This is a genomic window from Candidatus Palauibacter polyketidifaciens, from assembly GCF_947581785.1.
Taxonomy (GTDB): Bacteria; Gemmatimonadota; Gemmatimonadetes; order Palauibacterales; family Palauibacteraceae; genus Palauibacter; species Palauibacter polyketidifaciens.
In genome coordinates this window covers 16,116-29,067 of the sequence record NZ_CANPVO010000033.1, presented here as the reverse complement: position 1 = coordinate 29,067, position 12,952 = coordinate 16,116, and the positions used below count along the sequence as shown (strand labels likewise).

The following is a 12,952-nucleotide window of genomic DNA, read 5'->3' as shown; positions in this document are numbered from 1 at the left end:
CGATCTTGCTCAGCGGCTCCTCCGTGACTGCCTCGGGGCGGCACCCGCGGCATGTTGCCGAGTATAAGCATTGACCGGGGTCGTCGACTTCCCGACCGGGCCCCGGACTAAACGCAAATCGGACGGGGAGTATCCTAAGAGGTCGGTGGGTCGCTCGCACCGCGACATCCATCGGCACCGGGCACGCACGCGCGTGCCACAGCCGAGAGAACCATTGCAGACGAGAGGAACCGACATGCGACACTTGCTCCTGCGCCTTCCGGCGCCTGCCCTGTTTCTGGTCATCGCGAACACCGCCCAGGCCCAGTCGTTCGTCGACTTCTGTCCCGCCGGCGACGAGGCGACGGAAGCGGCTGTCGTGGGCTACGTGACGGATCCCGAAGCGGAGATGATCGTAGCCGGCGCGACCGTGGCCGCGAGCTGGGTGCAGGACGACGCCCGCCAGCGAATCGAGGTACAGACGGACATTCAGGGCCTCTATGCGCTTTGCGGGCTGCCGCAGGGCACGGAGGTCACGCTGAGGGCCATCCTCGGAGACCGGCGCGGAGAGGCCGTTCCCTACGCGACATCCACTCTGCTGGCCCAGGCGGATCTCGTCATTTCGCTTACCAGGGAGCCCGCGACGAGGGAGGAGGTCGGATCGCTGGCGGCTGGCGGCGGAAGGGGCCAGGCGTTCAGCTCGGAGGTCATCCGCGCGGAGGACCTCCTTCATCTGCCCGAGATGAGCGTGTACGAACTGCTGCGCCGGCACCAACTCCTCAGATTCGACCGCATGAGCACGCTGGGGGAGGTCATCCTCCTCACGTCCGCGACCTCGAGTCTCCGCGCCGGTCGCCTGCAGTCCGTCCAGGTGAGGATCAACGAGCGGCGGGAGGTGGACGGCGTCGCGGCGATCCGCGACCTGTCGATCGATGAGATCAGCCGGATCGAGATTTTGACGCGTACCGAAGCTTCCGCACGTTACGGCGGAGACGGTTTCGTCGGAGCGATCTCGATTACAACGCGGGGCCGCTAGCTGCGCGAGGGAGAGAAGTCGACATGCCGTACTCGTTTGCGCGCCTTTCCGCGCCGGCACTGATGCTCGTGGTTGCGAACTCCGCGGCCGCCCAGTCCTTCGCCGATTTCTGCCCGGGCGGGGATCCGGAGACGGAGGCGGCCGTCGTGGGCTACGTGACGGATCCCGAAGCGGGGACGATCGTACCCGGCGCGACAGTGGCGGCGAGTTGGGTGCAGTTCAACGCCCGTCAAAGCGTCGAAGCCGAGGTCGGCATGGAGGGTCTTTACGCCATCTGCGGGCTGCCGCGGGAAATGGAGGTCTCGTTGCGGGCCATCTTCGGGGACCGGCGAGGCGAAGCCCTCCCGTACGCCACGACCGTCACGCTGGCCCAGCAGGACCTTTCCCTCTCACTGACTGCGGACCCCCGACGGAGGGAGGAGGTCGGATCTCTGGCCGCAGGGGGCAGCCGGAGCCGGATCCTGGGCTCCGAAGTCATCCGCGCCGAGGATCTTGTGGACCTTCCGGAGATGAGCGTGTACGAGCTGCTGCGCCAACACTCGCTCCTGAAATTCGACCGCATGAGCACGCTCGGCGAGGTCATCCTCCTCACGTCGGTGACGTTGAGTTCGTGGCGGTCGTTCCGGGAGCAGGTGATGGAAGTACGCATCAACGAGAGGCGCGAAGGCGATGGCGTGAACGCGATTCGCGAGCTTTCCATCGACGACGTGAGCCGGATCGAGATCCTGTCGCGTACGGAAGCTTCGGCGCGCTACGGGGGCGACGGATACATCGGCGCTCTCGTGATCACGACGCGCGACCGTTAACAGGACGGGCCCCGCTCAGGGGACCAGGCGCACGAGTTCGGCGTAGGTCGTGCGCTCGATTTCGTCCACCGCCGCGGCCCGCTCCTCGATTCCGACCCCCAGTCGGGCCAACAGATCGATCTGTCCCTGCGTGGGCGTGCCGTCTCCCATCGAGGCGAACCCCATGAGCCGGGCCAGCTTGCTGTCGATGCCCGTCGGGTTCGCGATCAGGTCCTGACCGGCGCGAGCCCGGTACTGCACGAGCCGCTCCTCGATCGGGTAGAGTTCGCGATTGAGGTCGGCGAGCGCCGCCTCCAGCCGGTCGCCTCCGCCGCCGCGCTCGACGGCCTCCCCGGCCAGGGCGCGCATGTCCCGGATCCTCGCCACGAGTTCCATCGTCTCCGTGAGGCGGTCCCGGGCCTCGAGGAGGAACTCGAACTGTTCGCGGAGTTCCGCGTCGGTCACGTCGACCCGCGGGTCGCGCACGATCGAGAAGGGCTGTGAAAGCGTCGCCTCGCCCAGGATGAGTTCAACAGTGTAATCGCCCGGCGGCACACGGGGACCGTTCGCGCTGCCCTGAAACACGGCATCGTCGAGCAACTGCGCCGGTTCCACGCGTAGATCCCACGCGAAGGTGTGCGCACCGGCGTCGGCGGAGAGCGTCGCGCCGCTCCCGCCCAGGCCGAAGAAGCCCGCCCCGGCCGGTTCCGGGGCCGACTCGCTGGAGAATTCGCGGATCAGCGCCTCGCCCTCGCGGATCCGTAGCGTGATCCCGCCCGGCACGGCCTCCGGCAGGTAGTACGGGATCACGACGCCGTCCGGCGGATTCGCGCCAGCCGGATCCCCCGCGCCCGGCCGGCCCATGGTCGAGAACAGGGCGGCGGATGAGGCGCCAGGATTGAATCGGGTCGTGGTCGGCGGACGGAAGAGCCTCGGCTCGCTCGCCGCTTCCCCGGCCGCGAGCTGATGGAGCAGGTCCACGTTGTCCAGGACCCAGAACGAGCGCCCGTGCGTGGCCGCCGCGAGGTCCCCATCCCGGAGCACGAGGTCGTGGATGGGTACGACCGGGAGGTTGAGGCTCAGCGGCTGCCAGGAGTCCCCGGCGTCGAACGAGACATGGACCGTGCGTTCGGTGCCGGCGTACAGGAGCCCGGCCCGGCCCGGATCCTCCCGGATCACGCGGGTGAAGTCGTTGTCCGGGATCCCCGCCGTGATCCGGGCCCACGTCTCCCCGTAGTCCGTGGTTCGGTAGAGATAAGGGGCGTGGTCGGAGAGCTTGTACCGCGTCGCGGCGACGTACGCCGTCGCGGGATCGTGGAGCGACGGCTCGAGGATGGAGATCAGGGCGAACTCGGGCAGATCCGGGATCGTCACGTTCTCCCAGTTCGCCCCGCCGTCGCGCGACACGTGGATGTATCCGTCATCCGACCCCGCCCACAGGAGCCCCGGCTCGAGCGGCGATTCCGCGAACGCGAAGATCGTCGCGTACCATTCGGGACCGTACGCTTCCCGCGTGATCGGCCCCCAGTATTCTCCCGTTTCCTCATTCTCGTATGCCGGCGTCGGCTCCAGCGTCCTCGGGTCGGCGCGCGTGAGGTCGGGGCTGATGATCTCCCAGCTGTGACCCTCGTCCGTCGTCCGGTGGACGTGCTGCGACGTGACATAGAGGACGTCCGGATCGTGAGGCGACGTCATGACCGGGTACGTCCACCAGAACCGGTAGTTGATGTCCGCGGAACCCCAGCCGTAGTGCGTCTCGGGGTTCGGGGAGATGTCCCGCACCTGCCGGTTGCGGTGGTCGTACCGGTACACCCAGTGGTGATCCCCCGCGTAGACGATGTTCGGATCCTCGGTGTTCACCGCGATGTAGCCGTCTTCGCCCCCGCCCACGGTGTACCAGTCCTCGATGCCGATGCGGCCGAAATCCGAGCGGACGGGAACGGAGATCGACGTGTTGTCCTGCTGGGAAGCGTAGAGCCGATACGGCGTCTGGTGGTCGGCGGTCACATGGTACATCTGCGCCGTCGCCTGGTTGAGAAGACTCGACCACGAGAGGCCACCGTCGAAGCTTACCGCGGCGCCGCCGTCGCCCCCGTTGACCATCCGCCGGGGATTCGCGGGATCGATCCACAGGTCGTGGTGATCCGGGTGCGGGGTGAACACGCGCTCGAAGGTCTCGCCTCCGTCCGTCGACTTCCAGAGGAAGACGTTGAGGACGAAAACCGTGTTCTCGTCGCCGGGGTCCGCGACGATGTGGTGGTAGTACCACGGGCGCTGGAGGAGGTCGGCGTCCTCGTTCACGCGGGTCCACGTCTCACCCGCGTCGTCGGAGCGGAAGATCCCCTTCGCGCCACGCGCCGCGTCGACGATCGCCCACAGACGACTTGAGTTCCGCGGCGAGACGGTGATGCCGATCTTTCCCTTGAGACCCGACGGGAGGCCGGGGTTGTCGGTCAGTTCGGTCCACGTGTCGCCGCCGTCCGTGCTCTTGAAGAGTCCGGTGCCGGGGCCCGCGCTGCGGAAGCCCCAGGGGAAGCGCCTCAATTCCAGGAACGACGCGTACAGGATGTCCGGGTTCGCGGGATCGAGGACGAGATCGATCGCGCCGGAGTCCTCGTCCCGGTAGAGGACCTTCTCCCAGGTCGCGCCGCCGTCGTGCGTGCGGTAGACGCCGCGCGCCTCGCTCGCACCCCAGGAGTCGCCGAGCGCCGCCACCCAGGCGATGTCGGGGTTCGCCGGATGTATGCGCACACGGGCGATCTGAAGCGTCTCCGCGAGCCCGAGGTGCCGCCAGCTCGCGCCCCCGTCGTCGGAGCGGTAGACGCCGTCGCCGTGCGAGGCGTTGCCGCGGAAGCACGTCTCGCCCATGCCGACGTAGACGATCTCGGGGTGGGAAGGGCTGACCTCGACGGCCCCGACGGAGCCCGTGCCGAAGTAGCCGTCGGAGACGTTCCGCCAGTTCGCCCCGCCGTCCCCGGTCTTCCAGACGCCGCCGCCGGCGGTGCCCTGGTAGAAGACGAGATCGTCCGTGGGGTGGCCGGCCACGCCGAGCACGCGGCCGCCGCGGGTGGGCCCGATCGAGCGCCATTCGAGGAGATCGAGCCATTCGTCGTCGACGGGCTGGGCGTGTGCGCCGGCGGACGCGGAAGTGCCGAGCAGCGCCAGCGCGAGCAGGGTCCGTGCGATTCGGGTCGTCGGTCGGGCGATGCGGGATTCTGCCACGGGTTGCCGGTTCCTTCCGGAAGTCGTTCAGTGCGGCCGAGCCCCGAATCTTGCGCCCCGTCCGCGCGCCGTACAGCGCGGGAGGATGGATGGCTGCGACGGTCGGGGTCCGATGGCTTACGTTGGCGCTCGGCGCGAGCGCGTGAGAACATGCGGGATGACCGACACGCGGATTTCACCCGCGCGGTTTGTGCTAGGGACGCTGCTCGTCGCCGGCGCCGCGACGTATTCCGCCGCCGCGCCTCGGGCCGCCGAGGCGCAGGCCGGCCCGTCGGGCCGCACAGCGCTGGACACTCTCGACCGGGCGGCCCACGAGCGGACGAACGCGTCCATCGAGATCCTCTCGCGAGCAGAGCTTCTCGAAACCGGACAGGCGGAACTCGCTTCCGTCCTCGGCGAACTCCTGCCATCCGCCTACTTCCCGCGCCGGCAGGTCGCGGATCTCACGTCGGCCGTTCGACCCTTCCAGCTGCGCGGGCTTTCGCCGGACCACACGCTCGTCCTCCTGAACGGGAAGCGCCGGCACGCCACGGCGGTCGTGCATACGCTGGGCGGCGGCGCCTTTCCCGGAGCGAGCGGCGTGGACATGAACGCCCTCCCGCTTCAAGCGATCGACCACCTGGAGGTCGTGCGCGGCGGAGGCACGACGCGGCACGGCTCCGACGCGATCGCCGGGGTCATCGACGTCCGGCTCCGGAACACGGTTTCCGCACCCGAGTTCATCGCCTCCGTCGGCCACCACTTTCCGGACGAGTGGGATGACGACGGACTTCGCTACGACCTCTCCGGGAACTGGGGACTGGGCATCGGCGGCGGCGGTGTCCTGAACCTCACGGGCGCATTCAGCCAGCGGGAACCCGTGAACCGCGCGGGCGCCGATGGCCGCGACCAGGTCCTCCCGGGGGACGCGGACTTCGTTGATGGGGGCGTCGTCATCCGCAAGCACAACGAGGTGGCGCAGCCGAACCACCTGTGGGGAGACGGCGAATCCTCGAACTTCATGTTGTTCGCCAACCTCGAACTCCCCGTCACGGCCGTGCGCGGAGACTCCGGGGGCGCCGAACTCTACGCGTTCGGCGGCTACAGTCGGCGCCGGGAACTGCACTCGGATTTCTTCGTGCGCTCGATGGACGACCGGAACTGGCCCGGGATCCATCCGCTGGGCTTTCTGCCGAGCTTCGACACCGATGCGCGGGACGTTTCCCTCGTCACAGGCCTCAGGGGTGGCGTGGAGGATCGGCGGGGGGGTGGGTCCGAGACCGAAATCGGGGATGCGTCCAGGAGGGGTTGGAGCTGGGACCTGAACGCGCAATATGGCGCCAATCGGGTCGACAACGACCTGTTCGATACGCTCAACCCATCGCTCGGACCGTGCCTCGAATCGGCGTGCGCGCCCGGCGCGGACGGGATTCCCGGCACCGCGGACGACCCGGGGATTCCGAACGGGACCCGGTTCTCCACGGGTGCGCTCGAGAACCACCAGTTCCTTGCGAACGCGGACGTGGGGCGCCGGATCGAGACGGGATTCGGCGCGGGGCCGGTGAGCCTCGCCCTCGGGGCGACGTTCCGCGTCGACGGCTACCGGATCCTGGCGGGAGAACCCGCGTCGCGGATCGACGGCTTTCACCCCACCCAGAGCGGCGGCGTCGCGGCGGCGGGTGCTCAACGCTTCACCGGTTTCCGGCCGGAGGAGACCGGGAGCTGGTACCGGTCGAGTGTCGGCCTCCACGGTGACGTCGACGCGCCGCTCGCACGGCGGCTCCTGGTCTCCGCGACGGGACGCTACGAACGCTTCAGCGACCTCGGCGGCACGCTGAACGGGAAGCTCGCGCTGCGCCTCGCGCTCTCCGGCACCGCCATCTTCCGCGCGAGCATGTCCACGGGATTCCGACCGCCCGCGTTGAGCCAGTCTCACTACGGACACGTCGCGGCGGGGCGGCGCGCAGACCCGGACGAGCCGGGCGCGACCCTCGGGTTCGAGGCGGGCACGTTTCCCGTGGACGCGCCGGAAGCCCGGGCCGTCGGCGCGTCGCCCCTCCGGGGGGAGAGGTCGCGCTCCGTCGGCGCGGGGTTTGCGCTCACGCCGGCCGACGAACTGCACATCACGGTCGACGGGTATGCGACGGAGGTCGCCGACGCCGTCCTCCTCTCCAACCGGCTGGAGACGGGCGCCAGCGGCCTCCTCGAGCTTCTGCTGGCGGACTTCGCCGCGGAATCGATCCGCTTCTTCTCCAACGTGGTCGACCTCCGGTCGTACGGCATCGACGCGGGGATCACGTGGGGGCGGCGGCTCGGGGACGCGTCACGCCTCGAGTTCGGGGCCTCCGTGAACTGGGGACAGGTGCGCGGGCGGTGCCCCGACGGCAACATCGCGGCCTGCGTGAAGGAGAACGAGGCGCTGCGGGACGAATCGTTCAGGATCTACGACGGCTTCGACGTCTTCTTCCTCGAGGAGGGACGCCCGGACTGGCGCGGCAGGTTCAAGACGAGGTTCACGAGCGGAGCGTTCGAGTTCGGCGTGGGAGCGAACGTCTACGGGGCGCAGGAGGAGCTGCGCTCGGTCGGCGTCGGAGAGCACCCCCACAGGATCCGGCTCCTCGAACCGAAGGTCACCTTCGATGCGGGAGTCCACATCGACGTCGCGGAAAGGTGGCGCCTCACGGTCGGCGGCGAGAACCTCTTCGATGCCTTCCCGACGCGGGTCGACGCGTTCGGGGGAATCTTCACCTATCGCTCGTTCTCGGCGATGGGCTTCAACGGCCGCTACCTGTACGCGCGCCTGCAGGCGTCCTAGCGGCCCGGGGCTCCCTGGCGGCCTGGCCGGGGGTTTTCTAGCGGCCTGGCCAGAGGGGGCCCTGTTCGGCCGGTACGCGGCCCATGCCCATGTACACGAACTTCTGGAGCCGCTTCCCGTCGTACGTTTCGGTCGTGTAGACGTTGCCCTTCGAGTCCGTCGCAATGCTGTGGACGCCGATGAACTGCCCCGGCTGGCGGCCTCCGTCGCCGAACGTCGTCAGCACCTCGAGCGAGGCGCGGTCCATGACGTAGACGCGATGGTTCGACCCATCGGCGACGTACATGTACTTCTGGTCCGCATCGCGCGAGAAGGCGATGTCCCAGGTCGAGCCTGCGCCCAGCGTGCGCGGCGCGATCATCGCTTCGTCGACGTACGTCCCATCCCGCTGGAAGACCTGGATCCGGTCGCCGGCACGGTCGCAGACATAGACCAGTCCGTCCATCGAGGGATCGGCGCAGTGTACGGGCGTGCGGAACCGCTGGAGGGGCGGCGCATCCGGATCGTAGGGCGGCGACGGCGTGTCGTCCGGCGCGTTGCCGTAGGCGCCCCAGTAACGCTTGAACTCGCCCGTCGACGCGTCGAGCACCGCCACGCGGCGCCCGCCGTAGCCATCTGCGACGTAGGCTTCGTTGGCATCCGCGTCGAAGGCGACCTTCGCCGGGCGGTTGTAGCGGGTCTCGCTGTGGCTGTCCGGCTCCTCTCCAAGGGCCGGCTGCCCGTACGACGCGAGGAACTCGCCGTCGCGCGAGAACTTGAGGATGTGCGAATCGCTCGCCCCGTTGCCGCCGATCCACACGTTGTCCATGTGGTCGACCGTGATCCCGTGGTTCGACTCCGGCCACACGTACTCGTCGGACGGGCCTCCCCAGGAGTTCACGAGACTCCCCTCGGGATCGAACTCGAGCACCTCCGGGGCCGCCCGGCAGCACTCGCTCGTCGGCGGGTCCGCATCGAGCCCCAGTTCCGTTCCGGGGTTGATCGAGGCGCGGCGATGGATGATGAACACGTGGTCGCGGGAGTCCACGCCGACCCCGACGGTGGAGCCGAGCAGCCAGTGCTCCGGCAGGGGTTTGGGCCAGAAGGGATCGACTTCGAACCGGGGCGCCTCGACGCCCTGTCCCGTCGCGTCGGCCGAGCCCGCGTCGTCCATCGCGGCCTGCCCGCAGGCGAGCGCGATGACGACGCCGGCCGTCATACCGCCAATGAGGGTTCGCCGTTTGCCGTTCATGGCCGTACCTCCTCGCCGGTCCGACAGTTTACTGGTCGCCGCGCGGCCAGGGCGGTCCCTGGTGCTCGGCCGGTACCGGGCCCAGGCCCATGTACACGAACTTCTGGACGCGCTTCCCCTCGTAGGTTTCCGTCGTGTAGATGTTGCCGTTCGAGTCCGTCGCGATGCTGTGGACGGCGAAGAACTGGCCCGGCTGACGGCCCCCGTCCCCGAAACTGGTCAGGATCTCGAGCGAGGCGCGGTCCATGATGTAGACCCGCATGTTCTTCCCGTCGGCGACGTACATGTACTTCTGGTCCGCGTCGCGCGAGAAGGCGATGTCCCACGTCGACCCGTCGCCGAGCGTGCGCGGCGCGATCTGCACTTCATCCACGTACGTGCCGTCCGTCTGGAAGACCTGGATGCGGTCGTTGGGGCGGTCGCACACGTACACGAGGCCGTCGAGCGAAGGCTCGGCGCAGTGCACCGGCGTCCGGAACTGCTGGATGAGCGGCGCGTCGGGATCGTAGGGCGGCGTCCGCGTGTCGTCGGGCGCGTTCCCGTAGGCGCCCCAGTAGCGCTTGAAGGCCCCGGTCGATGCGTCGAGCACCGCGACCCTGCGTCCCCCGTAGCCGTCCGCGAGATAGGCCTCGTTGGCCGAGGCGTCGAAGGCGAGCTTCGCCACGCGGTTGAAGCGCGTCTCGCTGTGGCTGTCGGGTTCGGGGCCTGCCTCCGGCTCGCCGTAGGAGGCGAGGAACTCGCCGTCGCGGGAGAACTTCAGGATGTGCGTGTCGTTCGGTCCGTTCCCGCCGATCCACAGGTTGTCCATGTGGTCGACGGTGATCCCGTGGTTCGAGCCGGGCCAGACGTAGTCCTCGGAGGGCCCTCCCCAGGCGTTCACGAGGTTCCCGTCCGGATCGAACTCGAGCACGGGCGGCGCGGCGCGGCAGCATTCGCCGATGGGCGGGTCGGCGTCGGCGCCGCCCTCCGTGCGCTCGGTGAGGTTGCCGCGGTGCACGATGAAGACGTGGTCGCGCGAGTCCACGCCCACGCCGATGGCCGAGCCGAGCACCCAGTGGTCCGGCAGCGGTTTCGGCCAGAACGGATCCACCTCGAACATCGGCGCCTCGACGCCCTGCCCCGTGCTCGCCGCGGCGCCGTCGTCCATCGCCGCCTGACCGCACGCCAACGCGAGAGCGATACCCGCGACCACACCGAAGATGAGCGTTCGCCGCTTTCCGTTCATGGCTGTCTCTCCTTGCGGATCCTGAGTCGCTCCCGAGTCGCCCGATTCCGACTTTGGCCGATCGATTCACGCTACAGATACCATCCGCGTTCGTCCAGAGACCGGCCGGGGTCGACGGCGCGGGCCGGCCGCGCCATCGTGCGGGCGGACCAGGAATGCTCTTCCCAGTCTCACGGAGTCCGGGGATGGTGGATGAAGCGACGTAACGCACGGCGTCCAACCCGGCGCACGGCGCCCTTGATGGGGTGCGTCCTCGCGCTTTACGGCCTGACGAGTCTGGCTGGCGCGGCGCGGGCGGCGCCGGAACGCGCGGCCGAGCGGGGATCGCCGGATCGGGTGGCCGAGGCGATCCCCGCCATGCCGCACGAGATTCCGGCGGACGTCACCGTGCAGGCGTTCGTCACGCCGGAGGGATCCCGCCTCCGCTTCCTCGTCCGGGCGCCGCTCGAGGCGATGCGGGACATCGAGTTCCCCCGGTACGGACTCGGGTATCTGGATCTGGAGGCGGCGGATCCGTTCCTCCGCGATGCGGCGCAGCTCTGGCTCGCCGACTATGTGACGTTCTACGAGGAAGATCGACGCCTGGAAGCGCCCCGCATCGTGGCGACCCGCGTCTCGCTCCCCTCGGACCGGTCCTTCGCCACCTACGAGACGGCGCTGGCGCACTTCGACGCCCCGCCGCTCGACCCCGGACTGCAGCTCCCGTGGCGTCAGGCTCTGCTCGATGTATTGCTGGAGTACGATATCGCGTCGGACGAATCCCGCTTCTCGATCGATCCGGGCTTCGCGCACCTGGGCCTGCGCACGGTCACGGTGCTGCGCCTGCGGCCGCCGGATCGGCCGGAGCGCGTCTTCCAGTACGTCGGCGACCCGGGACTCGTGCGGCTCGACCCCCGCTGGCACCAGGCCGCGCTGCGCTTCGTGTCGCTCGGCTTCACGCACATCCTGGACGGGATCGACCACCTCCTCTTCCTCCTCTGTCTCGTCATCCCGCTGCGGACGCTGTGGGGCCTGGTCCCGGTCATCACGTCCTTCACGATCGCGCACTCGATCACGCTCATCGCCTCAGCCTTCGGCATCGCGCCGCGCGCGCTCTGGTTCCCGCCGCTGATCGAGACCCTCATCGCGCTCTCGATCGTCTACATGGCGCTCGAGAACATCGTGGGGGCGAAACCTCGAAAACGCTGGCTGCTCGCGTTCGGGTTCGGGCTCGTGCACGGGTTCGGCTTTTCGTTCGCGCTCAGCGAGTCTCTGCAGTTCGCGGGCGGACACCTGCTCACGTCCCTGCTCGCGTTCAACGTCGGGGTGGAACTGGGACAGCTCGTCGTGGTCGCGGTCGCCGTTCCGGTGGTCGAAGTGCTGTTCCGCAAGGTGGTGGCGGAGCGGATGGGGACGATCATCGGGTCGGCGCTGCTGGCGCACACGGGTTGGCACTGGATGACGGAGCGGGGCTCCGACCTGCTGGCCTACCGATTTGCCTGGCCCGCCTTCGACGGAGCGCTGGGCGCCGCGCTCATGCGCTGGGGGGCGCTGGCGCTGATCGTGGTGGGCGCGGCGTGGGCGGTCAGCGGACCCTTCGGCCGGCTGGCGGCGAAGGCGAAGGGGGGGACATGATGTGGATGGTACGGACCGGAAAGACAGGAGGACGGATGCTCGGCACAAGGCGAATCGGACTCGTCACGGGACTCGCGCTGGCGGCAGTCATTCCGGGTGCCCGCGCGCTCGAGGCGCAGTTGACGGCGCCGAACCCGTACATGGCGATGGACGGCTGGGGACAGCTTCCCGACGGACGCGCGTGGGGCGCGACAAGCGCCGTCTACCCGGCCCCGGACGGCGAACACATCTGGGTGGGCGAGCGGTGCGGCGCGAACCTGTGCGTCGAAAGCGATGTCGACCCGATCCTGCTCTTCGATACCGAGGGGAACGTCGTGCGGAGTTTCGGCTCGGGACTGATCGCGTGGCCGCACGGGATGTTCGTCGAGGAGGACGGCAGCGTGTGGGTCGCCGACGCCGTGGGATACGCGCCGGTGCCGGAGGGCTGGGGACACGTGGTCTACAAGTTCAGCCCCGAGGGTAAGGTCCTGATGACGCTGGGCGAGAAGGGCGTCGCCGGCGACGGCCCGAACCACTTCAACAAGCCGTCGGACATCCTCATCGCGCCCGACGGCAGCATCTTCGTCGCGGACGGGCACGACTCGGGCGGCAACAACCGCATCGTGAAGTTCGCGCCCGATGGCACCTTCCTCATGGAGTGGGGACGCGCGGGCACGGCGAACGGCGAGTTCCGCGACCCGCACGCGCTCGCGATGGACTCGCAGGGACGGCTCTTCGTCGGCGATCGCGGAAACAGCCGCGTCCAGATCTTCGATCAGGAGGGGAACCACCTCGAAACCTGGCACCAGTTCGGACGTCCGAGCGGGCTGTTCATCGATGAGGGCGATGTCCTCTATTCGACGGACTCGGAGTCGAATGCGCGCCGCAACAAGGGGTGGCTCCGCGGCATCTACATCGGCGACGCGGCGACCGGCTGGGTGACGGCTTTCATCCCGGATCCGGAACCCGATCAGGATGCGTCCGGCACGAGCGGCGCGGAGGGGATCGCGATCGATGCGCACGGCAACCTCTACGGGGCCGAGGTCGGACCCCGCCAGATGAGAAAGTACATCCGGCGGTAGCAGAT

At 68.9% G+C, this 12,952-nt stretch carries 8 protein-coding genes; 5 read left to right on the top strand and 3 right to left on the bottom strand.

The features are described 5' to 3' along the window. Window positions 1-235: 235 nt before the first annotated feature. Together RN729_RS08725 and RN729_RS08720 are read left to right on the top strand one after the other, a co-directional pair. The gene (locus tag RN729_RS08725; RefSeq protein WP_310783749.1) at window positions 236-1,015 is read left to right on the top strand and encodes a hypothetical protein; all 780 of its coding nucleotides are present in this window, start codon (window positions 236-238) and stop codon (window positions 1,013-1,015) included. A 23-nt stretch (window positions 1,016-1,038) separates the two neighbouring features. Beyond that, a complete protein-coding gene (locus RN729_RS08720; protein ID WP_310783748.1) occupies window positions 1,039-1,821 on the top strand; it encodes a hypothetical protein in 783 nt (260 codons plus the stop codon). A gap of 15 nt (window positions 1,822-1,836) precedes the next feature. Here the strand turns inward: RN729_RS08720 and RN729_RS08715 are convergent, their stop codons facing one another. After that, window positions 1,837-5,022, bottom strand: coding sequence for a hypothetical protein (locus tag RN729_RS08715; protein ID WP_310783746.1), 3,186 nt, complete (start codon window positions 5,020-5,022; stop codon window positions 1,837-1,839). Between the two features lie 157 nt (window positions 5,023-5,179). Between RN729_RS08715 and RN729_RS08710 the strand changes: the two genes are divergently transcribed. Further along, window positions 5,180-7,816: a TonB-dependent receptor gene (locus RN729_RS08710; protein ID WP_310783745.1), complete on the top strand. Its 2,637-nt coding sequence runs from the start codon at window positions 5,180-5,182 to the stop codon at window positions 7,814-7,816. 37 nt (window positions 7,817-7,853) lie between these two features. Here RN729_RS08710 and RN729_RS08705 read toward each other — a convergent pair whose 3' ends face one another. Beyond that, the gene (locus RN729_RS08705) at window positions 7,854-9,047 is read right to left on the bottom strand and encodes a hypothetical protein (RefSeq protein WP_310783743.1); all 1,194 of its coding nucleotides are present in this window, start codon (window positions 9,045-9,047) and stop codon (window positions 7,854-7,856) included. A gap of 28 nt (window positions 9,048-9,075) precedes the next feature. Continuing rightward, window positions 9,076-10,272, bottom strand: a complete 1,197-nt coding sequence (locus RN729_RS08700) for a hypothetical protein (RefSeq protein ID WP_310783741.1) — start codon at window positions 10,270-10,272, stop codon at window positions 9,076-9,078. A gap of 192 nt (window positions 10,273-10,464) precedes the next feature. On the opposite strand from RN729_RS08700, the gene RN729_RS08695 reads away from it, so the two are divergent. Together RN729_RS08695 and RN729_RS08690 are read left to right on the top strand one after the other, a co-directional pair. Continuing rightward, a complete protein-coding gene (locus tag RN729_RS08695) occupies window positions 10,465-11,886 on the top strand; it encodes a HupE/UreJ family protein (RefSeq protein ID WP_310783739.1) in 1,422 nt (473 codons plus the stop codon). Between the two features lie 35 nt (window positions 11,887-11,921). Next, complete coding sequence (locus RN729_RS08690; protein ID WP_310783738.1) at window positions 11,922-12,947, top strand: peptidyl-alpha-hydroxyglycine alpha-amidating lyase family protein; 1,026 nt, start codon at window positions 11,922-11,924, stop codon at window positions 12,945-12,947. Window positions 12,948-12,952 lie beyond the last annotated feature (5 nt).